Source organism: Streptomyces sp. NPDC002773 (assembly GCF_040295605.1).
Lineage (GTDB): Bacteria > Actinomycetota > Actinomycetes > Streptomycetales > Streptomycetaceae > Streptomyces.
This window is the reverse complement of the sequence record NZ_JBEOVO010000005.1, coordinates 31,481-58,222: the sequence shown is the minus strand read 5'-3', so window position 1 is coordinate 58,222 and position 26,742 is coordinate 31,481. Positions and strand designations below refer to the sequence as shown.

The 26,742-nt window shown below is 72.5% G+C and carries 31 protein-coding genes; 19 read left to right on the top strand and 12 right to left on the bottom strand.

Annotated features, from left to right (window positions below; all coding sequences use genetic code 11):
• Positions 1-281 precede the first annotated feature (281 nt).
• Both ABT034_RS08750 and ABT034_RS08745 read left to right on the top strand, forming a co-directional pair.
• Positions 282-503: a helix-turn-helix domain-containing protein gene (locus tag ABT034_RS08750; RefSeq protein ID WP_005477683.1), complete on the top strand. Its 222-nt coding sequence runs from the start codon at positions 282-284 to the stop codon at positions 501-503.
• Between the two features lie 128 nt (positions 504-631).
• Entirely contained in the window at positions 632-1,432 is an 801-nt protein-coding gene (locus ABT034_RS08745; protein WP_351212777.1) for an enoyl-CoA hydratase/isomerase family protein, read from the top strand.
• Positions 1,433-1,441: 9 nt separating this feature from the next.
• On the opposite strand, the gene ABT034_RS08740 is transcribed toward ABT034_RS08745, so the two are convergent.
• Positions 1,442-2,089, bottom strand: a complete 648-nt coding sequence (locus tag ABT034_RS08740) for a hypothetical protein (RefSeq protein ID WP_351212775.1) — start codon at positions 2,087-2,089, stop codon at positions 1,442-1,444.
• Positions 2,090-2,182: 93 nt separating this feature from the next.
• Here ABT034_RS08740 and ABT034_RS08735 point away from each other — a divergent pair, with 93 nt between their 5' ends.
• Genes ABT034_RS08735 through amaP form a run of 5 tightly spaced genes read left to right on the top strand, consistent with a single transcriptional unit; the run spans position 2,183 to position 4,461 of the window.
• Positions 2,183-2,659, top strand: a complete 477-nt coding sequence (locus tag ABT034_RS08735; RefSeq protein WP_351212773.1) for an Asp23/Gls24 family envelope stress response protein — start codon at positions 2,183-2,185, stop codon at positions 2,657-2,659.
• A 49-nt stretch (positions 2,660-2,708) separates the two neighbouring features.
• Positions 2,709-2,900 (top strand): hypothetical protein, encoded by a 192-nt coding sequence (locus ABT034_RS08730; protein ID WP_351212771.1) that lies wholly within the window; start codon positions 2,709-2,711, stop codon positions 2,898-2,900.
• A 3-nt stretch (positions 2,901-2,903) separates the two neighbouring features.
• Positions 2,904-3,260, top strand: a complete 357-nt coding sequence (locus ABT034_RS08725) for an Asp23/Gls24 family envelope stress response protein (RefSeq protein ID WP_351212769.1) — start codon at positions 2,904-2,906, stop codon at positions 3,258-3,260.
• Entirely contained in the window at positions 3,257-3,868 is a 612-nt protein-coding gene (locus tag ABT034_RS08720) for a DUF6286 domain-containing protein (protein ID WP_351212767.1), read from the top strand. The genes ABT034_RS08725 and ABT034_RS08720 overlap by 4 nt, the downstream gene beginning before the upstream one ends.
• 5 nt (positions 3,869-3,873) lie before the next feature.
• Entirely contained in the window at positions 3,874-4,461 is a 588-nt protein-coding gene (amaP, locus tag ABT034_RS08715) for an alkaline shock response membrane anchor protein AmaP (protein ID WP_351212765.1), read from the top strand.
• A gap of 46 nt (positions 4,462-4,507) precedes the next feature.
• Here the strand turns inward: amaP and ABT034_RS08710 are convergent, their stop codons facing one another.
• The 6 genes from ABT034_RS08710 to ABT034_RS08685 form a co-directional block, all read right to left on the bottom strand.
• On the bottom strand, positions 4,508-5,263 hold the full coding sequence (locus ABT034_RS08710; protein WP_351212763.1) for an SDR family oxidoreductase: 756 nt from the start codon (positions 5,261-5,263) through the stop codon (positions 4,508-4,510).
• 4 nt (positions 5,264-5,267) lie between these two features.
• Positions 5,268-7,058 carry a glycoside hydrolase family 15 protein gene (locus tag ABT034_RS08705; protein ID WP_351212761.1) on the bottom strand — a complete coding sequence of 597 codons (1,791 nt, stop codon included), beginning with the start codon at positions 7,056-7,058 and terminating at the stop codon, positions 5,268-5,270.
• A gap of 34 nt (positions 7,059-7,092) precedes the next feature.
• Complete coding sequence (locus ABT034_RS08700; protein WP_351212759.1) at positions 7,093-7,908, bottom strand: SURF1 family cytochrome oxidase biogenesis protein; 816 nt, start codon at positions 7,906-7,908, stop codon at positions 7,093-7,095.
• Between the two features lie 104 nt (positions 7,909-8,012).
• Complete coding sequence (locus tag ABT034_RS08695; RefSeq protein ID WP_351212757.1) at positions 8,013-8,246, bottom strand: metallothionein; 234 nt, start codon at positions 8,244-8,246, stop codon at positions 8,013-8,015.
• Positions 8,247-8,310: 64 nt separating this feature from the next.
• Positions 8,311-9,297 (bottom strand): DEDDh family exonuclease, encoded by a 987-nt coding sequence (locus tag ABT034_RS08690; RefSeq protein WP_351212755.1) that lies wholly within the window; start codon positions 9,295-9,297, stop codon positions 8,311-8,313.
• Entirely contained in the window at positions 9,294-9,962 is a 669-nt protein-coding gene (locus ABT034_RS08685; protein WP_351212753.1) for a TetR/AcrR family transcriptional regulator, read from the bottom strand. The genes ABT034_RS08690 and ABT034_RS08685 overlap by 4 nt, the downstream gene beginning before the upstream one ends.
• A gap of 96 nt (positions 9,963-10,058) precedes the next feature.
• Between ABT034_RS08685 and ABT034_RS08680 the strand changes: the two genes are divergently transcribed.
• From ABT034_RS08680 to ABT034_RS08645, 8 genes are all read left to right on the top strand, one after another.
• The gene (locus ABT034_RS08680; protein ID WP_351212751.1) at positions 10,059-10,856 is read left to right on the top strand and encodes an acetoacetate decarboxylase family protein; all 798 of its coding nucleotides are present in this window, start codon (positions 10,059-10,061) and stop codon (positions 10,854-10,856) included.
• Complete coding sequence (locus tag ABT034_RS08675) at positions 10,856-11,740, top strand: SDR family NAD(P)-dependent oxidoreductase (RefSeq protein WP_351212749.1); 885 nt, start codon at positions 10,856-10,858, stop codon at positions 11,738-11,740. The genes ABT034_RS08680 and ABT034_RS08675 overlap by 1 nt, the downstream gene beginning before the upstream one ends.
• 10 nt (positions 11,741-11,750) lie before the next feature.
• On the top strand, positions 11,751-13,034 hold the full coding sequence (locus ABT034_RS08670; protein WP_351212747.1) for an amidohydrolase family protein: 1,284 nt from the start codon (positions 11,751-11,753) through the stop codon (positions 13,032-13,034).
• Positions 13,034-14,257, top strand: coding sequence for an amidohydrolase family protein (locus ABT034_RS08665; protein ID WP_351212745.1), 1,224 nt, complete (start codon positions 13,034-13,036; stop codon positions 14,255-14,257). Before ABT034_RS08670 ends, ABT034_RS08665 begins: the two co-directional genes overlap by 1 nt.
• A gap of 24 nt (positions 14,258-14,281) precedes the next feature.
• Positions 14,282-15,007, top strand: a complete 726-nt coding sequence (locus ABT034_RS08660; RefSeq protein ID WP_351212743.1) for a VIT1/CCC1 transporter family protein — start codon at positions 14,282-14,284, stop codon at positions 15,005-15,007.
• Between the two features lie 124 nt (positions 15,008-15,131).
• Positions 15,132-16,058, top strand: coding sequence for a sterol desaturase family protein (locus ABT034_RS08655; protein ID WP_351212741.1), 927 nt, complete (start codon positions 15,132-15,134; stop codon positions 16,056-16,058).
• Positions 16,055-16,735: a lysoplasmalogenase gene (locus ABT034_RS08650; RefSeq protein WP_351212739.1), complete on the top strand. Its 681-nt coding sequence runs from the start codon at positions 16,055-16,057 to the stop codon at positions 16,733-16,735. Before ABT034_RS08655 ends, ABT034_RS08650 begins: the two co-directional genes overlap by 4 nt.
• 18 nt (positions 16,736-16,753) lie before the next feature.
• The gene (locus ABT034_RS08645; RefSeq protein ID WP_351212737.1) at positions 16,754-17,797 is read left to right on the top strand and encodes a zinc-dependent alcohol dehydrogenase family protein; all 1,044 of its coding nucleotides are present in this window, start codon (positions 16,754-16,756) and stop codon (positions 17,795-17,797) included.
• 48 nt (positions 17,798-17,845) lie between these two features.
• Here ABT034_RS08645 and ABT034_RS08640 read toward each other — a convergent pair whose 3' ends face one another.
• Both ABT034_RS08640 and ABT034_RS08635 read right to left on the bottom strand, forming a co-directional pair.
• Positions 17,846-19,147, bottom strand: a complete 1,302-nt coding sequence (locus tag ABT034_RS08640) for a CoA transferase (RefSeq protein ID WP_351212735.1) — start codon at positions 19,145-19,147, stop codon at positions 17,846-17,848.
• Between the two features lie 94 nt (positions 19,148-19,241).
• Complete coding sequence (locus ABT034_RS08635) at positions 19,242-20,780, bottom strand: S8 family peptidase (protein WP_351212733.1); 1,539 nt, start codon at positions 20,778-20,780, stop codon at positions 19,242-19,244.
• A 273-nt stretch (positions 20,781-21,053) separates the two neighbouring features.
• Here ABT034_RS08635 and ABT034_RS08630 point away from each other — a divergent pair, with 273 nt between their 5' ends.
• The 3 genes from ABT034_RS08630 (at position 21,054) to moaA (ending at position 24,218) form a co-directional block, all read left to right on the top strand.
• A complete protein-coding gene (locus tag ABT034_RS08630) occupies positions 21,054-21,428 on the top strand; it encodes a DUF485 domain-containing protein (RefSeq protein WP_351212731.1) in 375 nt (124 codons plus the stop codon).
• Positions 21,425-23,065, top strand: a complete 1,641-nt coding sequence (locus ABT034_RS08625; RefSeq protein ID WP_351212729.1) for a monocarboxylic acid transporter — start codon at positions 21,425-21,427, stop codon at positions 23,063-23,065. Before ABT034_RS08630 ends, ABT034_RS08625 begins: the two co-directional genes overlap by 4 nt.
• A gap of 163 nt (positions 23,066-23,228) precedes the next feature.
• Positions 23,229-24,218, top strand: coding sequence for a GTP 3',8-cyclase MoaA (gene moaA, locus ABT034_RS08620; protein WP_351212727.1), 990 nt, complete (start codon positions 23,229-23,231; stop codon positions 24,216-24,218).
• A gap of 27 nt (positions 24,219-24,245) precedes the next feature.
• Here the strand turns inward: moaA and ABT034_RS08615 are convergent, their stop codons facing one another.
• Positions 24,246-24,464: a hypothetical protein gene (locus ABT034_RS08615; protein WP_351212725.1), complete on the bottom strand. Its 219-nt coding sequence runs from the start codon at positions 24,462-24,464 to the stop codon at positions 24,246-24,248.
• Positions 24,465-24,613: 149 nt separating this feature from the next.
• Positions 24,614-24,940, bottom strand: a complete 327-nt coding sequence (locus ABT034_RS08610; protein ID WP_351212723.1) for a DUF3099 domain-containing protein — start codon at positions 24,938-24,940, stop codon at positions 24,614-24,616.
• 170 nt (positions 24,941-25,110) lie between these two features.
• Between ABT034_RS08610 and ABT034_RS08605 the strand changes: the two genes are divergently transcribed.
• Entirely contained in the window at positions 25,111-25,386 is a 276-nt protein-coding gene (locus ABT034_RS08605; protein WP_351212721.1) for a GlsB/YeaQ/YmgE family stress response membrane protein, read from the top strand.
• An 80-nt stretch (positions 25,387-25,466) separates the two neighbouring features.
• Here the strand turns inward: ABT034_RS08605 and tyrS are convergent, their stop codons facing one another.
• On the bottom strand, positions 25,467-26,741 hold the full coding sequence (gene tyrS / locus ABT034_RS08600; protein WP_351212719.1) for a tyrosine--tRNA ligase: 1,275 nt from the start codon (positions 26,739-26,741) through the stop codon (positions 25,467-25,469).
• Position 26,742: the final 1 nt, after the last annotated feature.

Genomic DNA, 26,742 nt, shown 5'->3' with positions numbered 1-26,742 from the left:
CTGAGTGAGGGCGTCTCGTACCTCCCGGCGCGGTGCTCTGCCGAATCCTTCCGGCAGACCCGCGCCGTACGTGTGTTCGTACCGAATCGCTGACCTGGCACTTCCGACGCCGGCCGGCGTGGAGGTGCGTTTCCGACGTGGCGGAATCTGAGCTTCCGTTCGTGACGGTGCCGCACTCATCCACCAACCCGGCGGCATGGACCTTGTCGAATGGGTGGCCAGGACGGACGGGAGGGGTGATCATGAGAAGTCCAGAGCGCACTTCCCATGAGGAGGCACGGGTGGCCGAGACTCTGAAGAAGGGCAGCCGGGTGACCGGCGCCGCGCGCGACAAGCTCGCGGCAGACCTGAAGAAGAAGTACGACTCCGGTGCGAGCATCCGGGCGCTGGCCGAGGAAACGGGCCGCTCCTACGGATTCGTCCACCGGATGCTCAGCGAGTCCGGAGTCACGCTGCGCGGACGCGGCGGAGCGACACGGGGCAAGAAGACAGCCTCGGCCTGACATCGGGGCGGCTCGACCGGCCACCGGGTCTCTCGGTGGCCACCCGGTCGGTCCCATGGCAGGCCAGGTGGTTACTGTGCAGTCACTTAGCATCGGATGCAGTGCTGCACCGGAACCGGAGGCGCCCCATGACTACGCTCGACGACTCTGAGCTCGTATTCGACAAGGACGGTGTACGGCTCACCGTCGAGGACGCCGTTGCCACGGTGACCCTGACCAATCCGGCGAAGCGCAACGCTCAGTCTCCCGCTCTGTGGCGGGCGTTGACAGAAGCCGGTCGGTCGTTGCCCGGCAGCGTGCGGGTCGTCGTGCTGCGCGGCGAGGGCAAGTCCTTCTCCGCCGGACTCGACCGGCAGGCGTTCACGCCCGAGGGCTTCGACGGAGAGCCGTCCTTCCTCGATCTCGCGCGCGGTTCCGACGAGGACCTCGACGCGGTGATCGCCGAGTACCAGGAGGCGTTCACCTGGTGGCGCCGTGGCGACCTCGTGTCGATCGCGGCCGTCCAGGGGCATGCCATCGGCGCGGGCTTCCAGCTCGCCCTCGCCTGCGACCTGCGGGTCGTCGCCGAGGACGTGCAGTTCGCCATGCGCGAGACCAGCCTGGGTCTCGTCCCGGACCTGACCGGGACGCACCCGCTCGTCTCGCTCGTCGGCTACGCCCGCGCGCTCGAGATCTGCGCCACCGGCCGCTTCGTCCACGCCGAGGAGGCCGAGCGCATCGGTCTCGCCAACCTGTCCGTCCCCGCCGACGAGCTCGACGCGGCCGTACGGGACCTCGGCGCCGCCCTGATCGCGGCGCCGCGCGACGCGGTCATCGAGACCAAGGCGCTCCTCCAGGGCGCCGCCGGCCGCTCGTACGAGGAGCAGCGCGCCGCCGAGCGCGCCGCCCAGGCCCGCCGCCTGCGCGACCTCGCGGGCCTCGGCGACTGACGCCTGCCCTCAGCGCAGCTCCGACACCACGACCGTGACCGCGGCCGCCTCCGGGACGGCCGCGGTCACGGCCGTCCGTACGGCACGGGCCACGTCCAGGGGGAAGGCGCCGACCGTCACGGCCAGTTCGACCCGCACCCCGTCCGGGCCGCGGCGCACCGGCGGCCCCACCGTGTCCGTCACCGCCGCCACGCCCGGCACCCCGAGCGCCGCGAGGGCCACCGGATCGTCCGTCGCCGGAGAGGTCCCGCCGGGCGGGGGAGTGACCGGCTCCGGCTCCGGCGGCGCCGTGTCGAGCAGTTCCGTCACCCGTAGGTCCACGGCCGCCGTCACGAGCCCGAGCCCGTCCTCGGCCGCCGCGAGCAGAGCCGCCCGGAGCGCGCCGGTGAGCTCGGGGAGCGGCCGCCCGGCCACCGCGCCGAACGAGGCCGAGACCCGCAGGCCCGCCGACTCGGCGCCGGGCTCCGCCTCCCGGTCGGGACCGATCCGCAGCTCGCCCGGCACCACGCCCCGTACCGCCGACGCGGCCCGGGCCAGCACCCCGCGCGCCGCCCGTTCCGTGATCCACGCCCCGTCCTCCGCCGTCCCGAGCGGCAGCAGCCTGCCCGGGGCGAGGCGGTCCCGTACCGCCGCGGTCCAACCGTCACCCGTAGTCATTGCCCCAGCCTGCCGTATCCCTGCGGCGAGACCGGGTAACCGCCCTTAGTGTGGGCGAAGAACCCCGAAATAACCCAGAAGGGGCGAAACGTAATGACGGACACCAACACCTCCGGCGCCACCGCGGCCGACGAGCCGCGCCGCACTTCGATCACCAAGCGGGGCGGCGGCGACCCGGCCTCCCGGGGCAAGACCACCATCGCCGACGGAGTCGTCGAGAAGATCGCCGGACTCGCCGCCCGGGACGTCGACGGCGTCCACGCCATGGGCAGCGGCCTCTCCCGCACCTTCGGCGCCGTACGCGACCGGGTCCCCGGCACCGGCAGCGCCAAGTCGAACGTCACCCGAGGGGTGAAGGCCGAGGTCGGCGAGGTCCAGACGGCGCTCGACCTGGAGATCGTGGTCGTCTACGGCGTCTCCATCGCGGACGTCGCCGGCGACGTCCGGGAGAACGTCATCAACGCCGTCGAACGCATGACGGGCCTCGAAGTCGTCGAGGTCAACATCGCGGTCAGCGACGTGAAGCTGCCCGACGAAGAGGAGGAGGAGCCGGAACAGCGGCTCCAGTAACCGACGGCTGGGCACAGGGGGCCGGTAGATCCTCAGGAAGGGGTCAGGAATGAGCATGGCTGTGGTCGGCCTGTTGGCCGGCATGGCCCTCGGCTTCGCCGGATACTTCGGCGGCTTCGGGGCGTTTGTGCTGGTCGCGGCATTGGGAGCGGTCGGCTTCGTGGCAGGGCGCTTCCTCGACGGCGACCTCGAACCGGGCGATTTCTTCCGGGGCCGTGAACGCGGCGACCGGAGGCGGTGACAGGTGGCAGCGGAACCGGCCCCGGACCCCGTGCGGGGCCGGGGAGCGACCACGATCGCCGACCGGGTCGTCGCGAAGATCGCCGCCCAGGCGGCCGGTGAGGCCCTGGAAGCCGTCCCCGAGGGCGGGTCGCGCCCCCACGCCTCGGTCGTCGTCCACCGGGACGTCGCCCGGGTCTCGGTGAGCCTCGAACTCGACTACCCCTCCGACGTCGGCCGCCGGTGCGGCGCCGTCCGGAGCCGGGTACGCGCACGCGTGGAGGAGCTCGTCGGCATGGAGGTCCACGAGGTCACCGTCCACGTCGAGCGCCTCCACTCCCCGCTCACCCGGCAGGCCACGCGGAGGGACCGCCTGTCATGACGACCACGCCCACCCCCGAGGCCGAGCGCGAGGACGTACCCGTCCTCGCCGACGCCCCCACCACCCCCGTCCGGCGCTTCTGGGCCGTACGCCGCATCCCCGCCGCCCTGCTCGCGGCCCTGGTCCTCGCCGGGGCCGGGCTGCTCCTCTACGACGTCGCGGCCGTACGCGCCGACCGCAGCGCCATGGCCTGGCGGCGCGAACTCGCCGACGCCCTCGCGACCCGGCCGGTCGACGACGCCCTGATCGTCGGCGGGGCCGCGCTCGCGGTCGTCCTCGGCCTCTGGCTCCTGATCCTGGCGGCCACCCCGGGCCTGCGGGCCGTCCTCCCGATGCGCCGCGCCCACACCGACGTACGGGCCGGACTCGACCGCGAGGCCGCGGCCCTCGCCCTGCGCGACCGCGCCATGGAGGTCTCCGGGGTGCAGTCCGTACGGGTGCGCGTCGGCCGCACCAAGGCCGGCGTCCGGGCGGTCTCGCACTTCCGCGCGCTCGACGAGGTCCGCGCCGACCTGGAGACGGCCCTCGCCGCCGGCGTCGACGAACTGGCCCTCGCCCACCCACCCGCGCTGAACGTACGGGTGGCCCGGCCGCCCAGGAAGGGGTGAGCGCGGTGACGGTCGTCCTCCGGCGCGTCAACCGCGTCCTGCTCGGCCTCGCCGGGCTGCTCCTCGTCGTCCTCGGCGGGGGAGTCCTCGCCGCCGCCCTCGACCTGTCCGTACCGTCCTGGTGGCCCTGGTCGGGCCCCTCGGACGTGCTGCTCTCCACCGCCGACCGGCAGCGCTGGCGGGACGAGGGCTGGTGGTGGCCGGTGGTCATCGCGGTCCTCGGGCTCGTCGTCCTGCTCGCCCTGTGGTGGCTGCTCGTCCAGTTCCGGCGGGCCCGGCTCGCCGAGGTCGCCGTCGACAGCGGCGACGGCGAGGAGGCCGTCCTGCGCGGCCGGGCCCTGGAAGGCGTGATCGAGGCGGACGCCGCCGCCCAGGAGGGCGTGGCCCGGGCCCGGATCGCCCTCACCGGACGCCGGAACGCCCCCCGCGCCCGGGTCGCGCTCCTCCTGGAGCCGTACGCGTCCCCGGGGGACGCCCTGACCTCCCTCAGCACCCAGGCCCTCGCCCACGCGCGTACGTCCACCGGCCTGTCCGCCCTGCCCACCGAGGCGCGGCTGCGGGCGGTCAAGCACCGGGCCAAGCGGGTGACCTGACGGGTGCTCCGACGGGGTGGCCTGACGGCGGGCCGGGGGCTGGCCCTCAGAAGCCGCTGCGGGCCCCGCCGTCCACCGGGAGCATCAGGCCCGTCAGGTACGAGGCGGCCGGGGACAGCACGAAGGCCGCCGTCCGCCCGAACTCCTCCGGGGTGCCGTAGCGGCGCAGCGGGATGGCGGCCTCGTTGGCCGCGCGGGCCGCGTCCGCGTCGCCGGAGAGCGCGTCGAGGGACCGCACCCGGTCCGTGTCGATCCGGCTCGGCAGCAGCCCCACCACCCGCACCCCGCGCGGCCCCAGGTCGTTGGCGAGGGACTTCGCGAAGCCGGCGAGACCCGGGCGGAGGCCGTTGGAGATGGTCAGTCCCGCGATCGGCTCGTGGACCGAGGCGGACAGGACGAAGCCGATGACCCCGCCCTCGGTGAGGCTCCCGGCGGCAGCGCGGGCCAGCCGTACCGCCCCGAGGAAGACGGTGTCGAAGGCGGCCGCCCACTGCTCGTCGGTGTTGTCCGCGGCGAAGCCGGGCGCCGGACCGCCCACGCTGATCAGGATGCCGTCGAAGCCGCCGAAGCGGGCCCGCGCCTCCGCGATGAGCCGCGCCGGGGTCTCCGGGTCGCCGTTGTCGGCGGCGATGCCGGCCGCGCCGGGCCCGAGACCGTCCACCGCCTCGGCGACGGTCTTCTCCTCCCGCCCGGTGACCAGCACCTTGGCGCCCTCGGCGAGCAGCGCCTCGGCGGAGGCACGCCCGAGCCCCCGCGTCGCCCCGGTCACCACGTACACACGGTCCTTCAGTCCAAGATCCATGGGCCTATCCTGCCGGGTCCGGATCCTCCCCGGCCAGCGCGAGGGCCGTGCCCACCAGGCCGATGTGGCTGAACGCCTGCGGGAAGTTGCCCAGCTGGCGTCCCGTCACCGGGTCGTACTCCTCCGCGAGGAGGCCGACGTCGTTGCACAGGACCACGAGGCGCTCGAAGAGCTCGCGGGCCTCGTCGGGCCTGCCGGTCAGGAGCAGCGCGTCCGCCAGCCAGAACGAGCAGACCAGGAAGGTGCCCTCGCCGCCCGGCAGGCCGTCGATCGCCCCCGAGTCGGTGCTGTACCGGCGCAGATAGCCCCCGTGCATCAACTCCCGCTGCACCGCCTCCACCGTCCCCACCACCCGCGGGTCGTCCGGCGGCAGGAAGCCGACCTGGGGGATGAGCAGCGTCGCCGCGTCCAGTTCGAGCGAGCCGTACGACTGGGTGAAGGTGTTCCGGACGGGGTCGTACGACCTGGCGCACACCTGCGCGTGGATGTCGTCCCGCATCGCCCGCCACCGGGCCGCGTCCCCCGGCAGCGAGGGGTCCGCCTCCAGGGTGCGAACCGCCCGGTCGGCGGCCACCCAGGCCATCACCTTCGAGTGGGTGAAGTGCCGGCGCGGCCCGCGTACCTCCCACAGGCCCTCGTCGGGCTCGCGCCAGGTCGACTCCAGGAAGCCGAGCAGGCTCAGCTGGAGGTTCCAGGCGTGCCGCTGCGCCGGGATCCCGGCCTCACGCGCGCGGTAGAGCGAGTCCATGACCTCGCCGTACACATCGAGCTGGAACTGGTCCACGGCCGCGTTCCCGGTCCGGACCGGCGCCGAGTCGGCGTACCCCCGCAGCCACGGCAGGGTGGTCTCGGGGAGCCGGCGCTCCCCGGCGGGCCCGTACATGATCTGGAGGTCGGCCGGGTCGCCCGCGACCGAGCGGAGGAGCCAGTCCCGCCAGGCGGCGGCCTCCTCGACGTATCCGGCGGAGAGCAGCGCGCCGAGGGTGAGGGAGGAGTCGCGCAGCCAGCAGGCCCGGTAGTCCCAGTTCCGCACGCCGCCGAGCTCCTCCGGCAGGGAGGTGGTGGGGGCGGCCACGATCCCGCCGGTCGGGGCGTAGGTGAGTGCCTTCAGGGTGATCAGGGAGCGCAGCACCGCCTCCCGGTAGGGGCCCCGGTAGGTGCAGAGCGCCGTCCACTCGCGCCAGTCGGCGAGGGAGTGCTCCAGGGCCTCGTAGGGGTCGACGAGTGCGGGGCGCGGCTCGTGCGAGGGGTGCCAGGTCATGACGAAGGCGACCTTCTCGCCGGCGGCGACGGTGAAGGAGGAGCAGGTGGAGAACTGCTGGCCCCAGGTCTTCACGGGCGGTTCGCTGCGCAGCCAGACCGCGTCGGGCCCGGCGACCGCGACCCGGTGCCCGTCGGTGCGGCGCATCCAGGGCACGACCGAGCCGTAGTCGAAGCGGAGCCGCAGGACGGAACTCATCTCGACGCTGCCGCTGACGCCCTCCACGATCCGCATCAGATCCGGTGCTCTGTCCCGCTGCGGCATGAAGTCGATGACCTTCACGGTGCCGGTACGGGTCTCCCAGTAGGTCTCCAGGACGAGGGAGTCCTCCGCGTACCGACGCGTGGAGCAGGTCGTGGCGCCCTTGGGCGCGAGCCGCCAGTGGCCGTTGTTCTCGTCGCCGAGGATCGAGGCGAAGCAGGCGGCCGAGTCGAAGCGGGGCAGACACAGCCAGTCGACCGACCCGTCGCGGCCGACGAGCGCGGCGGTCTGGAGATCGCCGATCAGGGCGTAGTCGTCGATACGTTGCGTCACGCTCTGGGCTGTTCCCGGAAGAGGCGACGGTCAATCAACGGGACGCGGTGGTCTGGATCGCTTCCGCGTCCCGCTCCGGGGCCGCGGGGGTGTCGGAGGCGGCCGCCGCCGCCCGGTCGCGCCTCTCCCGGCGGACCAGGATGACCCAGCCGACGGGAACCCCGGCTGCGAAGAGCCACCACTGCACGGCGTACGCCATGTGGGCGCCGATCGAGTCGTGGTCGGGCTCGGGGATCAGTTCGAGGGTGTCCCCGGCGGGTTCGGGCGTGATCTGTTCGAGGTAGCCGCCGAGCACCTCGCGGCCGATGAGCTGGGCCTGCTGCGCGCTGTTGATCAGCATGACCTGCCGGTCCGGCAGACCCTTCAGGTCCCGGATGCCGCTGGCGCCGGTCGTCTCGTCGGCCTTGAGCCGGCCGGTGATCGTGACCTCGCCCTTGGGGGCGGGCGGCACCGGCGGGTAGGAGCGCTGGTCGGCGGCGGCCGGCACCCAGCCGCGGTTGACCAGGACGATCCGGCCGTCCCTGAGGATCAGCGGCGTCAGGACGTGGACGCCGACCCGGTCGTCGGAGTTGGTGCGGCGGCGGACCACCACCTCGTGGGCGGTGTCGAAGGTGCCGGTCGCCGTGGTGGGCCGCCAGTAGTCGGAGCGCGGGACGGTGTGGCCGGGGGAGGTGAGCTCCTCGACCGGGACCGGCTTCGCCGCGACGCTGTCCGCGATCAGGGCGTTCTGGGCGACCCGGCGTTCGTGCCGGTGGAACTGCCAGAAGCCCAGCTCGATCATCGTCGGGACGAGGACGAGGGCGACGAGGGTGAGGATCACCCACTGCCGGGACAACAGGAAGCGGTACACCCCATGACCGTACAACTCGGTCGATGGGGTGCACGCGGCGGGGTTCGGCTTGCCCGGGGCAGGGTCCCGGAACGTTTCCTCAGGTTCCTCGTCCCTCGTCGGCCTCACACCCTGTCGACGATGCCCACCTTTCCCTCCGCGCGGGCGCAGTGGCCGCCGCAGTACCAGCTGCCGTCGACCTCGACGCCCTGTCCGATGATCTGGACCCGGCAGTGCTCACAGATGGGCGCCATGCGGTGGATGGCGCAGGCGAAGCAATCGAAGACATGGACCACGCCCTGCGCGTGGACTTCGAAGGACATGCCGTAATCGTTTCCGCAGACCTCACAACGTGCCATGCGCCACAGGGTGGGGGCTCCCGGCGGGCGTGCGCAGCTCGGCACGCCCGCAGGGCCCGGGGTGTCACCCGTCTGCCGGGGCCACGTCCCGCAGCAGCTGGGTGTACGCGGCCTCGTCGACGACCGGCGTGCCGAAGGACCTGGCCTTGAGCGTCTTGGAGGTGGCGGCCTCCGGGTCGTTGGTGACGAGCAGGCTGGTCAGCCGGGAGACGCTGCCGGCGACATGGAGGCCGGCGTCGACCGTGCGGTCCTCCAGCAGCTCGCGGTCGACGGAGGTGTCCCCGGAGAACGCCACCCGCATGCCCTGCTTGAGCGGTTTGTCCGTCTCGTACCGACCGGGGTTGGGGTACGGGCACGGCGGACGCCTGCGCGAGGGACGCCAGCTGTTCATCCGGTACGCGGACGGGCCCGAGGCCTGATGGCCGATCCGGGGCCGCTCCGGGGACGAGACCCACTCGGTCAGCGGCCGGCACTCCAGGAGCGGCAGCCGTACGCCCCGCTCGGCCGCCGCGTGCAGACTCGGCCGGAACGCCTCGGCGAGCACCCGCGCGTCGTCGAGCGCGTGGTGCGCGCGCTGCTGCACGACGCCGAAGTGCGCGGCGAGCGACTCCAGCTTGTGGTTGGGCAGCGGCAGCGACAGCTCCTTGGCGAGCGCGATCGTGCAGAGCCGCTGCCGCACCGGCGCGGCCGACTCGGCGCGCGCGTACTCCCGGGCGATCATCTGCCAGTCGAACATCGCGTTGTGCGCGACGAGGACCCGCCCGTCGAGCCGGGCCGCGAACTCCGCCGCGATCTCCGGGAAGAGCGGCGCGCCCTCCAGGACGTCGGTGGTCAGGCCGTGGATCCAGACCGGGCCCGGATCGCGCTCGGGGTTCACGAGCGTGTACCAGTGGTCCTCGACGTTCCCCTGGGCGTCCAGCCGGTAGACGGCAGCGGAGACTATCCGGTCGTCGCGGGCGAGTCCGGTGGTCTCCACGTCGACGACCGCGTACCCCTGCGGGTAGGCGGCCGGCCACGTCGCTGCTGTCGTACGGTCGTCAAGCACGGTCACTGAGAATACGGCCCGCCACCGACAACTCCGTCCCGGGTGTCCCCCGCGGCCCCCGCCAGGAGGCCCTTGACCAGGGCGCGTACGGAGTCGGTGAACAGGCGCTCGGTGTCGATCGGGGCGGCGAGGGCGCGCGCGAGGGGCCCGTCGGACCCGGCGTCCTCCCCGCCCCACAGCTCCTCCTCTGCGGGCGACTGGACCGGGGCGCGTTCGCGGTTGCGCTCGACCAGGACGTAGCCGACGACCTGGAACTGCACCGCGCGGACGGCCCGCGCGGCGGCCGCCCCGCGCAGCCCCGCCGCGTGGGCCTCGTGGACCAGGGCGCGCTGGGCCGGCAGGAACATGCGTTCCGTCAGACCCCGTTCGTGGACCATCGCCACCAGGTGCGGGCGCTCGCGCAGGGCCCGGCGCAGCGCGCGGGCGACCGACACCATGCGCTCGGCCGGAGTCGGACCGTGCGGGCGGATCGTGCCGAGGTCGGCGACCGTGCGGGCGACGAGCGCGTCGAGGAGGGACTCGCGGTTGCCGACGTGCCAGTAGATCGAGGTCACCGCGGTGGAGAGCTCGGCGGCGAGCCTGCGCATGGTCAGGGCGTCCGGGCCGTGCTCGCGCACCAGGGCGGCCGCGGTGTCCAGGACCTCGTCGCGGGTCAGCGCGGAGCGTGCCATCGGTTCCCCCAACTCCTCTGCGTACGCGCCCCTTTACCCTTCGGGGCGCACGGTGTAACTGTGTTACAGGCCGACGGTCCCGAAAGGTGGTACGTCATGGCACGAGTACGGTACGGGGCGCGCACCGACGCCGAGGCGGCGGCGGCCCGCGCACGGAGCGCCCGGCTCCCCGACATCTGGTCCACCGGAGTGGTCGCCGTCTGGGAGACCGACCCGGACGTCGTCGCGGCGGTCCTGCCACCCCCGCTGAAACCCACCGCGCGCCCCCTCGTGCGCGCCGTGGTCAGCCGGGTCGACCTGCCCGGTTATCCCCTCGGCGCCGGGTCGGTGGCGGTCGCCGCCGCGCACGGCGACCGGGAGGGCTGGTATCCGCTGGTGATGCCGATGACCCACGAGCGGGCGCTCGTCGGCGGGCGCGAGGTCTTCGGCGAGCCGAAGAAGCTGGGGGAGGTCACGGTCGAGCGCGAGGGGCTCGTCGTGCGCGCGGCCCTCGCCCGGCACGGCATCGCGTTCGTGGAGGTCCGCGGCGCGGTCTCCGGACCGCTGCCGCTGCCGGAACCGGTCGAGAAGACCGACTTCTACTTCAAGTTCCTCCCCGGTGTGGAGGGTTCCGGTTTCGACACCGACCCCGTCCTCGTCCACTGCGTCCGCAACGAGAAGGTGCGGAAGCTGGAGCGGGTCACCGGTGACGTGGTCCTGCGCGAGTCGATGTACGACCCGGTCGCCGACCTCCCCGTACGCCGTCTGGTCGAGATCACCATCGGTGAGAAGACCACCGACCAGAAGGGCACGGTCGCCGAGCGCGTCGACCCGCGGGCCCTGCTGCCGTACGTCCACCAGCGGTACGACGACCCCCAGCAGATCCTCGACGGCCCGCCCGAGGGGAGCGTCTGATGGAGCTGCGCGAGGGCCAGGTCGCCGTCGTCACCGGCGCGGCGAGCGGCATCGGACTCGCCCTCGCCCGCCGGTTCGCCGCCGAAGGTCTGGCGGTGGTCCTCGGGGACGTCGAGCAGGCGGCCCTCGCGGAGGCCGCCGACGAGCTGATGGAGAGCGGAGCGCAGGTCCTCGCCCGCACGGTCGACGTCTCGGACGCCGACGCGGTCCGGGCGTTCGCGGGCGCCGCGTACGACACCTTCGGCGCCGTCCACGTCCTCTGCAACAACGCGGGGGTCGGCTCCGGCGCCGAGGGCCGCATGTGGGAACACGAGCCGAACGACTGGAAATGGGCCTTCTCCGTCAACGTCTGGGGCGTCTTCCACGGCATCCAGGCCTTCGTCCCCCGCATGCTCGCGAGCGGCGAACCGGGCCACGTCGTCAACACCTCGTCCGGCGACGGCGGCATCGCCCCACTGCCCACCGCCTCCGTGTACGCGGTCACCAAGGCGGCCGTCGTCACCATGACCGAGTCGCTCTACGCCCATCTGCGGGCCGAGCACGCGCGCGTGGGCGCGTCCGTGCTCTTCCCGGGGCCGCACATGCTCCGCACCGGCCTCTGGGAGTCGCACCGCAACCGGCCCGAGCGGTACGCGAAGGAGCGGCCGCGCAGGACCCCGTACCGCAGCCTCGACCAGTGGGAGGCCGCCATGAAGGAGGCCGGTCACGAGGTCGCCTTCACCCCGGTGGAGGAGGTCGCCGAGCACGTCGTCGACGGCATCCGCGCCGACCGCTTCTGGATGCTGCCGGAGAGCGAGCACAGCGACCGGCAGATCCGGGCGCGCTCGCGGTCGATGCTCGACCGCGCCAACCCGTCGTACCTGGAGAGCTTCATCCTCGACTGAGGGGGCCCCGATGGCCGATCCGAACGACCCGTATCTGATCATCTCCTCCGACTGCCATGCCGGGCTGCCCACCGAGGAGTACCGGCCCTATCTCGACTCCCGCTTCCATCGTGCCTTCGACGAGTTCCTCGCCGGGCGCGAGGCACGGCAGGAGGCCATGACCCGGCTCGGGGTGCGCAACGAGGCCTTCGCCGACCGCTGGTTCCACGACAACGAGGAGGGGCTGCGCGGCGGCTGGGACCCCGTGCAGCGGCTCAAGGAGCTCGACGGCGACGGGGTGGCGGCCGAGGTCGTCTTCCCCGACGCGGACGCCGTCGACAGCCGGACCGCCGCCCCCTTCGGCGTCGGCCTCGGGCTCTCCGGCGACCAGGACCCGGAGCTCGGCATGGCGGGCGCGCGGGCGCACAACCGCTGGCTCGCCGAGTTCGTCGGGCAGAATCCCGCACGGCACTGCGGGGTGGCGCTCCTTCCGATCACCGCGGAGCCGGGGGAGGTCGTCGCCGAGATCCACCGGGCCAAGGAGTCGGGGCTCGGGGCGCTGATGATCCCCTCCATGTGGGTGGACAAGGCGCCGTACCACGACCGGCGCTACGACCCGGTCTGGGCGGCGGCCGCCGAGACCGGGATGCCGCTGGTCACCCACTCGGGCGCGGCGCCGCGCGAGGAGTACGGCGACCATCTCGGCATCTACGTCTCCGAGGTCACGTGGTGGCCGGCCAGGCCGCTGTGGTTCCTGCTCTGGTCGGGCGTCTTCGAGCGGCACCCCGGGCTGCGGTTCGGCGTCGCCGAGTCCGGCTGCTGGTGGCTGCCGAACCTGCTCTGGTTCATGGACCGGCTCTACCTGGGCGCGCACGGCGGCAAGAAGCTGTCCCCGTTCGCGGAGCTGACGCGGCCGCCGAGCGAGTACCTGGACCGACAGGTCTTCGTCTGCGCCACCAACACCAAGCGGCGCGAGCTGGCCCAGCGGTACGAGATCGGCGTCGACAACATCCTGTGGGGCTCGGACTTCCCCCACCCGGAGGGCACCTGGCCCGACACGCGCGCGTGGCTGCGGAAGACGTTCCACGACATTCCGGTGGAGGAGACCCGCCGGATGCTGGGGCTCGCCGCGGCCGAGGTCTTCGGATTCGATATTCGAATACTGGATCCGATATCCCGGCGGATCGGCCCCACCCCCGCCGACCTCGGCCAGCCCGCCGACCAGACCGCCGTGAAGGCCTCCTGGGCCCGCTCCCGCGAGGTCGGCCGGCACTGGCTGACCGACCACGACTTCCCGGTACTGGGGGCGAACTGATGGACCGGTACACCGTCATCTCCGCCGACTGCCACGCCGGCGCCGACCTCCTCGACTACCGGCCGTACCTGGAGCAGCGCCACCACGAGGCCTTCGACGCCTGGGCGGCGACCTACGTCAACCCGTACGAGGACCTGCTCGCCGACACCGCCGACCGCAACTGGAACTCCGAGCGCCGACTGCGCGAGCTGGAGGACGACGGGATCGTCGCCGAGGTCGTCTTCCCGAACACCGTCCCGCCGTTCTTCCCCTCCGCCTCCCTGATGGCGCCCCCGCCGACCCGCGAGGAGTACGAGCTCCGCTGGGCGGGCCTGCGGGCGCACAACCGCTGGCTGGCCGACTTCTGCGCCCGGGCGCCCGGCCGCAGGGCCGGAGTGGCGCAGATCTTCCTGAACGACGTCGACGAGGCGGTACGCGAGATCCGCCGCACCAAGGAGGCGGGCCTGACCGGCGGGATCCTGCTGCCGGGAGCTCCGCCGGGCTCGGGCGTGCCCGAGCTGTACTCGGAGACGTACGACCCGATCTGGGCCGTCTGCGCGGAGCTCGACGTGCCGGTGAACCACCACGGCGGTTCGGCCTCGCCGCCGCTCGGCGACGAACCGGCCGCCCGCGCCGTCTTCATGGTGGAGACCACCTGGTTCTCCCACCGGGCCCTGTGGCACCTCGTCTTCGGCGGCGCCTTCCGCCGCCACCCGGGCCTCCGGCTCGTCCTGACCGAGCAGGGCTCCGGCTGGATCCCCGGGATCATGGACATGCTGGACTACTACCACGAGCGCCTGGTCGCGGCGGCCTCCCGGGCCACCACCGCCGAGTCGAGGTTCGGGGCGGGCCTCGCCGCCTCCATGGGCAAGGGCCCCAGCGAGGTCTGGCGCGACAACTGCTTCGTCGGCGCCAGCTTCATGCGCCCCCACGAGGTGCCGCTGCGGCACCGGATCGGCCTCGACAAGATCATGTGGGGCAGCGACTACCCGCACGACGAGGGCACCACCCCGTACTCCAGGGAAGGCCTCCGGATCGCCTACGCGGGAGTGCCGAGGGAGGAGGTCGCCGCCATGGTCGGCGGCAACGCGGCCCGCGTCTACGGCTTCGACCTCGCCCTCCTCGACCCCCTCGCCGCCGTCCATGGCCCGGAGGTCGCGGAGATCGCCACGCCCCTGGAGAAGGTCCCGGAAGGCGCGACCAGCCCGGCCTTCGCCCCGGGCGGGTCGGTCCGCGTCTGGTGACCCGGCGGGTGCGACCCTCCTGACGTGACCGCACCCCCAGTTCCGGACGAGGCGCACGACGAGGCCCACGGCGGAGGTCTCGGCTCCCGTCTCAACTGGCTCCGGGCCGCAGTGCTCGGGGCCAACGACGGAGTCGTCTCCACCGCCGGCCTCGTCGTCGGCGTCGCGGGCGCCACCGGGTCCCGGGCGACCCTGCTCACGGCCGGTCTCGCGGGGCTGCTCGCCGGTTCGATGTCGATGGCGGCGGGGGAGTACGTCTCGGTCTCCACCCAGCGCGACTCCGAGAAGGCCGCGCTCGCCCAGGAGAAACGCGAACTGCGGGAGCAGCCGGAGGCCGAACTCGACGAACTGACCGCGCTCCTGTCCGCCCGCGGACTCTCCCCCGAGGTCGCCCGCGAGGCTGCGGAGCAGCTCACCGAGCGCGACGCGCTGCGCGCCCACGCGCGCGTGGAGCTGGGCATCGACCCCGACGAGCTCACCAACCCCTGGCACGCCGCAGGCGCCAGCTTCCTCGCCTTCACCGCCGGCGCCCTGCTCCCCCTCCTGGCGATCGTCCTCCCCCCGGCCGCCGCCCGCCTCTGGATCACCGTCCTCTCGGTCCTCGCGGCCCTCGCCCTCACCGGCTGGTGGAGCGCCCGCCTCGGCCAGGCGCCCGCCGCCCCGGCGGTCCTCCGCACCACGGCCGGCGGCGCCCTCGCGATGGCCGTCACCTACGGCGCGGGTTCGCTGCTGGGAGCGGCCGGGGTCTGACCCCAGCGCCTGCCGGAGCCCCCGCGTTGTCGGAAGGTGCCAAAGCTTGCTGACAAGCCGTCTCGCATACTTGTTGGTAACCACGTCTAGCCCTGCCCCGCCCCCCGCCCCTACCGTCGACGGCATGCCGAACCTGCCCGATGTCGTGCTCTGGTCCATACCGGCGTTCGTCCTGCTCACCGTCCTGGAGATGGTCAGCCACCGGATCCACCCCGACGAGGACGCCGCCGGGTACGAGACCAAGGACGCCGCCACCAGCCTCGGCATGGGTCTCGGGAGCCTGGCCTTCGACGCGCTGTGGAAGATCCCCGTGGTCGCGATCTACACCGCCGTCTACGAGCTGACCCCGCTCCGCGTCCCCGTCCTCTGGTGGACGATCCCGCTCATGCTGCTCGCCCAGGACTTCCTCTACTACTGGCAGCACCGCGGACACCACGTCGTCCGCATCCTCTGGGCCTGCCACGTCGTCCACCACAGCAGCCGCAGGTTCAACCTCACCACCGCCCTGCGCCAGCCGTGGACCAGCGTGACCTCCTGGCCGTTCTACCTGCCGATGATCGCCCTCGGCGTGCACCCGGCGGCCGTCGCCTTCTGCTACTCGGTCAATCTCGTCTACCAGTTCGGGGTCCACACCGAGCGCGTCGGGAAGCTGCCCCGGCCCTTCGAGTACGTCCTCAACACGCCCTCGCACCACCGCGTCCACCACGCCTCCCAGGGCGGCTACCTGGACCGGAACTTCGGCGGCATCCTCATCGTCTGGGACCGGATGTTCGGCTCCTGGGTCGGCGAGACCGAGCGGCCCGTCTACGGGCTCACCAAGAACATCGAGACGTACAACCCGCTCCGGGTCGCCACCCACGAGTACGCCGCCATCGCCCGCGACCTCCGGGCCGCGCACGACTGGCGCGAACGGGCCGGCCGGGTCTTCCGCGGCCCCGGCTGGCAGCCGGGATCGCCGACCGCCGAGACGCCGAAGACCACCGCCGGCCCCGCGACGGCCACCGCCACCGCCCCGACGGCCACCGCGGCCGCCCCGGAGGCCGCCGCGTGAGCGCCGACCCCGCGGCCGCCCGCGCCACCGTCCCGGCCCTCTCCCGGCCGCTCGTCTCCCGCGCGCTCCTCGCCGCCTTCGGGATCGCGGCCGCCGCCGACCTGATCTCCCTGCTCGCCGGCGCCGAACTCGGCCACCAGCTCGCCAAGCCGCTCCTGATGCCGCTGCTCGCCGCGTACGCCCTCACGCGCGGCGCCCCGAAGCTCCTGACCGTGGCGCTCCTCTTCGGCTGGGGCGGCGACGTCTTCCTGCTCTCCGACGCCGACTGGGCCTTCCTCGTCGGCATGGGGTCCTTCGCCGCCGGACACGTCTGCTACCTGGTCCTCTTCGGACGGCGCCGTACGTCCGTACCCCTGGCGGCCGCGTACACCGCCGCCCTCGTCGCCGCCGTCGCGCTCCTCTGGCCCGACCTCCCCGCCGACCTGCGGATCCCGGTCGCCGGCTACTCGCTGCTCCTCACCGCCATGGCCTACCGCGCGAGCTCCCTCGGGCTCCTGGCCGGACTCGGCGGCGCCCTGTTCCTGCTGTCCGACACCCTCATCGCCACCGGGGTCGCCGAGTGGCCCCAGCTGCCCGTACCGGACTTCTGGGTCATGCTGACCTATATCGGGGCGCAGTACCTGCTGACGGCGGGAGTGCTCCACGCGATGTACGGTGAACGTCGTACAACCGTCTGACAGCAAGGAACGTCCGCCATGCGCGCCACCACCATCCACGCCCCGTTCGACATGCGCGTGGAGGACGTGCCCGACCCGGTGGTGCAGGACCCCACCGACGTCGTCGTCCGCGTCCTGCGCGCCTGCGTCTGCGGCAGCGACCTGTGGGCCTACCGCGGCGAGTCCGCCCGGCAGCCCGGCCAGCGCATCGGCCACGAGTTCCTCGGCGTCGTGGAGGCGGCGGGCCCCGAGGTCACCGGCTTCACCGCGGGAGACCTCGTCGTCGCCCCCTTCGTCTGGTCCGACGGCACCTGCGACCACTGCGCCGAGGGACTCCAGACCTCCTGCCCGCGCGGCGGCTTCTGGGGCTCGGTCGGCTCCGACGGCGGCCAGGGCGAGGCCGTCCGCGTCCCCTTCGCCGACGGCACCCTCGTCAAGCTCCCCGCCGACGCCGCCTCCGACGACCGCCTCCTCACCGCGCTGCTCGCCCTCTCCGACGTCATGGGCACCGGCCACCACGCCGCCCTCGGCGCCGGCGTGAAGCCCGGCTCCACCGTCGCGGTCGTCGGTGACGGCGCCGTCGGCCTCTGCGGTGTCCTCGCGGCCAAGCGCCTCGGCGCCGAGCGGATCATCGCGCTCGGCCGGCACACCACCCGCACCGACATCGCCCGCCTCTTCGGCGCCACCGACGTCGTCGCCGAGCGCGGCGAGGCCGCCGAGGCCGCCGTCCGCGAACTCACCGGCGGCCAGGGCGCGCACGGCGTCATCGAGGCCGTCGGCACCGAGCAGTCCATGCGGACCGCCGTCGCCATCGCCCGCGACGGCGGCTCCATCGGCTACGTCGGCGTCCCCCACGGCAGCGGCACCGGACTGGACCTGTCCGTCATGTTCGACCGGAACATCGCGCTGCGCGGCGGCGTCGCCCCCGTGCGCGCGTACATCCCGGAACTGCTCCCGGACATCCTCGACGGCACCATCGACCCGTCGCCGGTCTTCGACCTGACGGTGGGCCTGGACGGCGTCCCGGGCGGCTACAAGGCGATGGACGAGCGCACGGCCCTGAAGGTCCTCGTCAAGCCGTGACCGCCGTGACAGCCGCGCCTGTTGTACCTGCCGTGGCAGCCGCGTGGCTCAATTCGTGAGCCACGCGGGCGCGTCCCCGCCCGCGACGCCCGGCGGCCGCGACCAGCCCGCAGGGCCGCCCTCGTACGCGACGGGCGACAGCGCGTGCCGCAGTCGCCCGAGCGGCCCCTCCGACTCGGTGAGGTACCGCTCGGGCTCGTACCGGGGCAGCGCGTGCGTCAGCCAGTGGCCCGTCTGGGCCAGGGCCAGCCGGACGAGCCGGGTACCGCCGTCCCGGTCCTGCTCGGTCAACGACCGCAGGACGGCCGCCGCGAGCAGATAGCCCGAGCCGTGGTCCAGGGCCTGCGCGGGCAGCGCGCCCGGCTCCTCGGCCGAGCCCTCCAGGGCGGCGATCCCCGTGGCCGCCTGCACCAGCGAGTCGAAGCCGCGGCGACCGCTCCACGGCCCGTAGTCGCCCCAGGCGGAGAGTCGGGCGGTGACGAGCCCCGGCCGGTCGAGGTCGAAGCGGTCGAGGGCGCCCGGCCGGTAACCGGTGACCAGGACGTCGGCCGCGTCGAGCAGTCCGTCGAAGGTACGCCGGTCCGACGGACTGTCCAGATCGAGCGCCGCCGTCCGCTTCCCGACGTCCGTGTCCGCGTGCTGATCGGGCAGTTCGGGACGGTCCGGCGGGTCGATCCGCAGCACGTCCGCACCGAGAAGCGCGAGCGTCCGGGTCGCGACAGGACCGGCGATCACCCGGGTCAGGTCCAGGACCCGCAGCCGGCCCGTACGGCGCCGGGGCGGGGCCTCGTCGAGCCGCTCCCGGGTCAGCAGCGGCCGCGCCGCCACCGCCCGGCCCTGCGCGTGCGCCGTCCACTCCCCGGGCGCCCGCAGGGCCACCGCGAGGCCCCCGGCCGCGTACACGGCCGTCTCGACGTCCACGGCCTTCCGTGCGGCGACGGCGGCCGCCACGGCCTCCACCGAACCGGCGGGCACACCGAGGGCGTCGAGCAACGCCTCCCGGTGGTGCGGATAGTTGGCGTGGGTACGGACCCAGCCGTCGGCCGCCCGCCAGAACCGGGAGAGCGGCGCGAAGGCCACCGGCGCCCGCCCGTCGACCCGCAGATGGCGCTCGCTCACGAAGGCGGTGGCGACGGCCCCGTCGTCCACCCGCACCGGCCCCGGCAGCCCCGCCCGTTCGACGGCGGCGAGCGAACAGGCCGCCACCGTCGCCCGCGCCAGGTCCATCACCGGCAGCCGGGCCGGCAGCAGCCCGGCGGGGCCGGTGAACGACACCCGGTCGACCAGGGCGGGGTCGCCGCCGAGCGCCGACCACGCCAACTCCGTACCGGTGCGCACCGTGTTGTCCATGACGGCAGTGTGGCACTCCGTGCCATGCGGGCCACGCGAAAGGGTCCCCGTGTGGCGCACCACACGGGGACCCTCCCTCACCGGACCTCCGCGACTAGCGGCGGACGGCGTCCAGCGCGTCGATCAGACCGGCCCCGTAGAAGCCGTTCTTGTTCTTGCCACCCTCGCAGACGGCGTCGATCTTGCCGTCGCCCTCGATGTCGTACGGGTTGGTGCAGGCGCGGTCGTCGGCCTGCGCGTACAGCAGCGCCTTCAGCGCCGCCGGGCTCGCGTAGGGGTGCGTCGACTTGATGAGCGCGAGGACACCCGCCGCGTGCGGCGCGGCCATCGACGTGCCGGCCTTGTAGTTGTAGCCGCCGTTGACCGTGGTCGACAGGATGCGGCCGTTGACCGCCGGGGCGTCCGGGGTCTGGAACTCGGTGCGGTCACCGCCGGGGGCGGCGATGTCGATGACACCGAGACCGTAGTTGGAGTAGGACGCCTTCAGGTCCTTGGCACCGGTCGCGGAGACGGTGACGACGCCCGGCAGCATGGCCGGGTAGTCGAGGCACTCCTTCGGGTCGATGACCCGGGGGACCGGCGTGGTGTCGTTCGGGCTGCTGTTGTCGACGATCGAGTCGGCCGCCAGGTCGAACTTCGAGTTGCCGGCCGCCGCCACGTTGACCGTGCCCTTGCGCTCCGCGTAACGGGTCGCACGGGTGACCGCCTCGATGAGGGCCTTCTGGTCCTCGTCGTTCTTGCAGGCGAACATCCACGGGTCGGTGTAGTAGCTGTTGTTCGTGATCTCGACGCCCTGCTCGGCCGCCCACATGAAGCCGCAGACCACGGCCTCCGTGTAGAAGAAGCCGTCCGGGGTGGACACCTTGATGCCGGAGACCTTCACGCCCGGGGCGACACCGGTGACGCCGATGCCGTTCTTGGCGGCGGCGATCGTACCGGCGACGTGCGTGCCGTGGTCGCTCTCGCCCGGGTTGGGGCGCCACGAGCCGGCGGTGGTGTCCGGCTTGCCGGACACGCAGTTGGCGGAGGCCTTGACGTCGAAGTTCGGCGCCAGGTCCGGGTGGGTGTCGTCGACACCCGTGTCGATGACGGCGACGGTGACGCGCTTGCTGCCGAGCGTCTTCTGGTGGGCCTTGTCCGCCTTGATGGCCGGCAGGTCCCACTGCAGGGGCTCCAGCGGGTCCTGCTCGTCCGACGCCGTGGCCGCGGCGGCCTTGGCCTCGGCCGCGGACAGCGACTGGGCACCCTCGTCGACGGCGGTGTCCGTCTGGGCGGACAGCGGGGCGGTACGGGTCGCACCGGCCGACACCACGCCACGCGCCGTGCGGATCGTCTTCGCGAACTCGGGGTTCTGCGAGTGGACGACTATCACGCCGATCTGGTCGTACGAGACGACCACCTCGCCGCCCGCGGCGGCTATCGCCTTCTTCACCGAGGCCGCGGTCCAGCGGCCCCCGGCGACGTTGACGACGTACGTCAGCTTCGGCCCGTTCGTCGCCACGGCGGACGTCGGTGCGTCACTCAGTTCCGCGGCGGAGGCGGCGCCGGAGGGAAGGAAGCCGAGCGAGGCCGTGAGCGCGAGACCAACCGGCAGAGCAAGAGCTCGGCGGCGCCTCGATCCCAGATGAGCCATGGGTTCTCCACATCATCCGTATGTACTGCCCGGGCGCGGGTTTGCGCGCGGACAGGTGCATGACGAGTGAAGCTATCGCTGATCTTCCCGGCGCTTCAATGAGTTGAGAAGACTTCATGAAGATCTGTGCGAATAAATCCCTCGCGTGAACCGCTTCGCATCCCGCTCCGTGCCGTTGTGCAGGGGAGGGGTTCCGATCGGGACCCCGGCTCCCGCACCCCAGGTGAGGCCCCCTTGACCATGCCGTCCGTCCCCGCGTCACGAGGAGATTCCGTGGCTACCGAAGCACCGCCGCCGCCCCGAAACGGGACGGAGGCCGCAACCGCTCCCGTATCGCCCACGACGGAACAGTTCGTCGAGGTGCAGGAGGGCGCGGAGTTCGGCGAACTGCGCCGTACGTACCGCTCCTTCGCCTTCCCCCTGACCCTCGCCTTCATCGCCTGGTACCTGCTGTACGTGCTGCTCTCCAACTACGCGAGCGGTTTCATGGGCACCAAGGTCTTCGGCAACATCAACGTGGCGCTCGTCCTGGGCCTCGGCCAGTTCGCCACCACGTTCCTCATCGCCTGGCTCTACTCGCGGCACGCGGCGACCCGGCTCGACCCCAAGGCCGAGGCCATCAGGAACCGTATGGAGGGCGACGCATGAGCACCCCCGTCCTGCTCGCGGCGGGCAACGCCACCAGCGAACACCGGCCGCTGATCATCGCCCTCTTCGGCGCCTTCGTCATCGCGACCCTGATCATCACCGTCTGGGCCGGCCGCCAGACCCGCAGCGCCGCCGACTTCTACGCCGGCGGAGGCCAGTTCACCGGCTTCCAGAACGGCCTCGCGATCTCCGGCGACTACATGTCCGCCGCGTCCTTCCTCGGCATCAGCGGCGCCATCGCCCTCTTCGGCTACGACGGCTTCCTCTACTCGATCGGCTTCCTGGTCGCCTGGCTCGTCGCCCTGCTCCTGGTCGCCGAACCGCTGCGCAACTCCGGCCGGTTCACCATGGGCGACGTCCTCGCCTACCGGATGCGCCAGCGGCCCGTCAGGACCGCCGCCGGCACCTCCACCATCGTCGTCTCGATCTTCTACCTGCTCGCGCAGATGGCCGGCGCCGGCGTCCTCGTCTCGCTGCTGCTCGGCATCACCAGCGACGGCGGCAAGATCGCGATCGTCGCCCTCGTCGGCGTCCTGATGATCGTCTACGTGACCATCGGCGGCATGAAGGGCACCACCTGGGTGCAGATGGTGAAGGCCGTCCTGCTCATCGCGGGCACGCTCCTCATCACCTTCCTCATCCTGCTGAAGTTCGACTTCAACCTCTCGCAGCTCCTCGGCGCCGCCGCCACCAACAGCGGCAAGGGCGACGCCTTCCTGGAGCCCGGCCTCAAGTACGGCACCAGCGCCCTCTCGAAGCTGGACTTCATCTCCCTCGGCATCGCCCTCGTCCTCGGCACCGCCGGCCTGCCCCACATCCTGATCCGCTTCTACACGGTGCCGACCGCCAAGGCCGCCCGTAAGTCGGTCAACTGGGCCATCGGCATCATCGGCGCCTTCTACCTGATGACGATCGTCCTCGGCTTCGGCGCCGCCGCCCTGCTCAGCGGCGACACCATCAGGGCATCCAACAAGGCGGGCAACACAGCGGCCCCGCTGGCCGCCCACGCGGTCGGCGGCGGCGCCGACTCCACCGGCGGCGCGATCCTCCTCGCCGTCATCTCCGCCGTCGCCTTCGCCACCATCCTCGCCGTGGTCGCCGGTCTGACCCTGGCCTCCTCCTCGTCCTTCGCGCACGACATCTACGCGAAAGTGATCAGGCGCGGGAAGGCCACCGAGAAGGAGGAGATGCGGGCCGCCCGCTGGTCCACGGTCCTCATCGGCATCGTGTCGATCGCGCTCGGCGCCCTCGCCCGCGACCTCAACGTCGCCGGCCTGGTCGCCCTCGCCTTCGCTGTCGCCGCCTCGGCCAACCTGCCGACGATCCTCTACTCGCTCTTCTGGAAGAGGTTCACCACCCAGGGCGCGCTCTGGTCGATCTACGGCGGACTGATCTCCTCCGTCGTCCTCGTCCTCTTCTCGCCGGTCGTCTCCGGCGGCCCGGCCTCGATGTTCAAGGGCGTGGACTTCCACTGGTTCCCGCTGGAGAATCCCGGCCTCGTCTCCATCCCGCTCGGCTTCCTCCTCGGCTGGCTCGGCTCGCTCCTCTCCAAGGAGGAGCCGGACGCGGGCAAGTACGCGGAGCTGGAGGTCAAGTCCCTCACCGGCGTCGGGGTCGCCGCCGCGATCAAACACTGACCGGAGCGCAGCCGACCGTATACGGTCCGCGTTCACCGGACGGCCGCGTCGTAGAGTTCTACGACGCGGCCTCGCCGGTCCCGTGACAATCTGCCCTGCTCGTTGTCCGCGGGCTCACGTAGGCTCGAACCACACGCAACCGCAAGACGGGGAGGGGGCCACAGTGCTCATCGACACCTATGGCCGGGTGGCAACCGACCTGCGCGTTTCGCTCACGGACCGGTGCAACCTGCGCTGCACGTACTGCATGCCCGAAGAGGGCCTGCAGTGGCTCGCGAAGCCGGACCTGCTCACGGACGACGAGATCGTCCGGCTGATCCGGATCGCGGTCACCGACCTCGGCGTCACCGAGGTCCGCTTCACCGGCGGCGAGCCGCTGCTCCGCCCCGGCCTCGTCGGCATCGTCGAGCGCTGCGCGGCCCTGGAGCCCCGCCCCCGGATGTCCCTCACCACCAACGGCATCGGGCTGAAGCGCACGGCCGCCGCCCTCAAGGCCGCGGGCCTCGACCGGGTCAACGTCTCCCTGGACACCCTGCGCCCCGACGTCTTCAAGACCCTCACCCGGCGCGACCGCCACCAGGACGTCCTCGACGGCATGGCCGCCGCCCGGGACGCCGGCCTCACCCCGGTCAAGGTCAACGCCGTCCTGATGCCCGGGCTCAACGCCGACGAGGCCCCCGACCTCCTCGCCTGGGCGGTGGAGCAGGAGTACGAGCTCCGCTTCATCGAGCAGATGCCCCTCGACGCCCAGCACGGCTGGAAGCGCGACGGCATGATCACCGCCGGTGACATCCTGGAGTCCCTGCGCACCCGGTTCACCCTGACGCCCGAAGGCGCCGACGAGCGCGGTTCGGCGCCCGCGGAGCGCTGGGTCGTCGACGGCGGGCCGCACACGGTCGGTGTCATCGCCTCCGTCACCCGCCCGTTCTGCCGGGCCTGCGACCGCACCCGGCTCACCGCCGACGGCCAGGTGCGGACCTGTCTCTTCGCCACCGAGGAGACGGACCTGCGGGCCACACTCCGCTCGGACGCGTCGGACGCCGAGGTCGCGGCGCTCTGGAAGCGGGCCATGTGGGGCAAGAAGGCCGGCTCGGGCCTCGACGACCCGAGCTTCCTCCAGCCCGACCGCCCGATGTCGGCGATCGGCGGCTGAACCGGGCGCCGATCGCCGGCGGCCGGTTCAGCGATCGGCGACCGACTCCCACTCCGCGAGCGGGACGACGTCCTTCAGGAAGCCCCGTACACCCAGGAACTGGGAGAGGTGCTCGCGGTGCTCCTCGCACGCGAGCCAGGTCTTGCGACGCTCGGGCGTGTGCAGCGCGGGATTGTTCCACGCGAGCACCCAGACGGCGTCGGCGCGGCACCCCTTGGCGGAGCAGATGGGGTTCTCTTCACTCACCGGACCATTGATCACCCGATCATTGTCCAGCAAGGGCGATGCCGAGCAGCCACGGGGGGAGCTGCCCGGCATCGGTCCGTCGCTCCGACGGGGGATGCGGAGCGCGTAGGCAGTATGTCACGGCACCCTGGGTGCGGTGCACCGGAACTTCATGATTGATCTGAGCTTTTCCTGAGCTTCCCGGGGTCGAGTGCGGGGCGCCCGGGAGAGGGGACGAACGTGGAGGGAAGGGACGGCGTGGACTCCCGGCCGGCGTTCGCGATGACCACCGCGACATAGGGGAGCAGGATGCCCAGGGCCAGGGCCACGACCGCCACATGCCGCTCGACGTTCCACAGCACCGCGGCCGCGATCACGGAGAGCGTCCGGACCGACATCGAGATGATGTAGCGCCGCTGCCGCCCCCGCACATCGTCGGCGAGCCCCTGCCGGGCCCCCGTGATCCGGAAGACCTCGCCCCCGTCGCGCTTCGACATCGCCGTCCACCACCCACCGGTCGCGCCGGACTCTCCGGTCCGGACCTCGACTCCAACGGTACGCCCGCTCCCCGGCACCGACGAGACCGGGGGCACGGATGGCGCTGTCCGACATGCGCCGTATGGCCGGGGGGACGAGACTGGGCCCACATGCGTACAAGGAGGCGACGATGGGTTGGTTGTGGGCGATCATCGTGGGACTGGTCCTCGGTCTGATCGCGAAGGCGATCCTGCCGGGGAAGCAGCAGATCCCGCTGTGGCTGACGGTCGTGTTCGGCATTCTCGGCAGCGTTCTCGGCAACGCGGTCGCGACCTGGATCGGCGTCAACGACACCAAGGGCATCGACTGGACCCGTCACCTGCTCCAACTGATCGGCGCGGTCGCCGTGGTCGGGGTGGGCGACATGCTGTGGGCCTCGATCAGGGGTAACCGACAGCGAACCTAGGGACCGAAGACGCCGGGAGCCCGGTACGGCACACCACGTGCCGTACCGGGCTCCCGGCGTACGGAGGCCGAGGGCGGCCCTCAGCCCTCCGCGCCGGCGAACTCGATCGCCGCCAGGTTCTTCTTGCCGCGCCGCAGCACCAGCCAGCGGCCGTGCAGCAGCTCCTCCGCCGACACCTCGGCGTCCTCGGCGGTCACCTTCACGTTGTTCACGTAGGCCCCGCCCTCCTTCACCGTGCGGCGCGCGCCCGACCTGCTCGGCGCGAGCCCGACCTCGGTGAACAGGTCCACGACCTGACCGAGCGCGGTGACCCGGGCGTGCGGCAGCTCCGACAGGGCGGCGGCCAGCGTCGCCTCGTCCAGCTCGGCCAGGTCGCCCTGCCCGAACAGCGCCTTGGATGCGTTGATGACGGCCGCGCACTGCTCGGCGCCGTGCACGAGGGTGGTGAGCTCCTCGGCGAGCGCCCGCTGCGCGGCCCGCGCCTGCGGCCGCTCGGCGGTCTGCTGCTCCAGCTCCTCCAGCTCCGCACGGGACCTGAAGGACAGGATCCGCATGTACGTGGAGATGTCCCGGTCGTCCACGTTCAGCCAGAACTGGTAGAACGCGTACGGCGTCGTCATCTCCGGGTCGAGCCAGACGGCCCCGCTCTCGGTCTTGCCGAACTTGGTGCCGTCCGCCTTGACCATCAGCGGGGTCGCGAGGGCGTGCACCTCCGCGCCCGGCTCCAGGCGGTGGATCAGGTCGAGACCGGCCACCAGGTTGCCCCACTGGTCCGAGCCGCCCTGCTGGAGCGTGCAGCCGTAGCGGCGGTACAGCTCCCGGAAGTCCATGGCCTGGAGCAGCTGGTAGCTGAACTCGGTGTAGCTGATGCCCTGCTCGGACTCCAGACGCCGGGCGACGGAGTCCTTGGTCAGCATCTTGTTGACCCGGAAGTGCTTGCCGATGTCCCGCAGGAACTCGATCGCCGACATCCCGGCGGTCCAGTCCAGGTTGTTCACCATGACCGCCGCGTTCTCCCCGTCGAAGGAGAGGAACGGCTCGATCTGCGTCCGCAGCCGGTTCACCCAGTTCGCGACCGTCTCGGGGTCGTTCAGGGTGCGCTCGGCCGTCGGCCGCGGGTCACCGATCTGACCGGTGGCCCCGCCGACCAGCGCCAGCGGCCGGTGCCCGGCCTGCTGGAGCCGGCGGACGGTGAGGACCTGGACCAGGTGGCCGACGTGGAGACTGGCCGCGGTCGGGTCGAAACCGCAATAGAAGGTGACGGGACCGTCCGCGAGAGCCTTGCGCAGTGCGTCCTCATCGGTGGACTGGGCGAAGAGCCCACGCCACTTCAGCTCGTCGACGATGTCGGTCACG

Bases quoted from the DNA above. Each gene is read 5' to 3' on its own strand.
- ABT034_RS08645 (WP_351212737.1), top strand. From the start codon at position 16,754: ATGCGCGCCACCACCATCCACGCCCCGTTCGACATGCGCGTGGAGGAC.
- ABT034_RS08745 (WP_351212777.1), top strand. From the start codon at position 632: ATGACTACGCTCGACGACTCTGAGCTCGTATTCGACAAGGACGGTGTA.
- ABT034_RS08655 (WP_351212741.1), top strand. From the start codon at position 15,132: ATGCCGAACCTGCCCGATGTCGTGCTCTGGTCCATACCGGCGTTCGTC.
- ABT034_RS08605 (WP_351212721.1), top strand. From the start codon at position 25,111: ATGGGTTGGTTGTGGGCGATCATCGTGGGACTGGTCCTCGGTCTGATC.
- ABT034_RS08720 (WP_351212767.1), top strand. From the start codon at position 3,257: ATGACGACCACGCCCACCCCCGAGGCCGAGCGCGAGGACGTACCCGTC.
- ABT034_RS08625 (WP_351212729.1), top strand. From the start codon at position 21,425: ATGAGCACCCCCGTCCTGCTCGCGGCGGGCAACGCCACCAGCGAACAC.
- ABT034_RS08640 (WP_351212735.1), bottom strand. From the start codon at position 19,147: ATGGACAACACGGTGCGCACCGGTACGGAGTTGGCGTGGTCGGCGCTC.
- ABT034_RS08680 (WP_351212751.1), top strand. From the start codon at position 10,059: ATGGCACGAGTACGGTACGGGGCGCGCACCGACGCCGAGGCGGCGGCG.
- ABT034_RS08730 (WP_351212771.1), top strand. From the start codon at position 2,709: ATGAGCATGGCTGTGGTCGGCCTGTTGGCCGGCATGGCCCTCGGCTTC.
- ABT034_RS08695 (WP_351212757.1), bottom strand. From the start codon at position 8,246: ATGGCACGTTGTGAGGTCTGCGGAAACGATTACGGCATGTCCTTCGAA.
- ABT034_RS08735 (WP_351212773.1), top strand. From the start codon at position 2,183: ATGACGGACACCAACACCTCCGGCGCCACCGCGGCCGACGAGCCGCGC.
- ABT034_RS08675 (WP_351212749.1), top strand. From the start codon at position 10,856: ATGGAGCTGCGCGAGGGCCAGGTCGCCGTCGTCACCGGCGCGGCGAGC.
- ABT034_RS08635 (WP_351212733.1), bottom strand. From the start codon at position 20,780: ATGGCTCATCTGGGATCGAGGCGCCGCCGAGCTCTTGCTCTGCCGGTT.
- ABT034_RS08740 (WP_351212775.1), bottom strand. From the start codon at position 2,089: ATGACTACGGGTGACGGTTGGACCGCGGCGGTACGGGACCGCCTCGCC.
- ABT034_RS08665 (WP_351212745.1), top strand. From the start codon at position 13,034: ATGGACCGGTACACCGTCATCTCCGCCGACTGCCACGCCGGCGCCGAC.
- ABT034_RS08610 (WP_351212723.1), bottom strand. From the start codon at position 24,940: ATGTCGAAGCGCGACGGGGGCGAGGTCTTCCGGATCACGGGGGCCCGG.
- ABT034_RS08685 (WP_351212753.1), bottom strand. From the start codon at position 9,962: ATGGCACGCTCCGCGCTGACCCGCGACGAGGTCCTGGACACCGCGGCC.
- ABT034_RS08710 (WP_351212763.1), bottom strand. From the start codon at position 5,263: ATGGATCTTGGACTGAAGGACCGTGTGTACGTGGTGACCGGGGCGACG.
- ABT034_RS08670 (WP_351212747.1), top strand. From the start codon at position 11,751: ATGGCCGATCCGAACGACCCGTATCTGATCATCTCCTCCGACTGCCAT.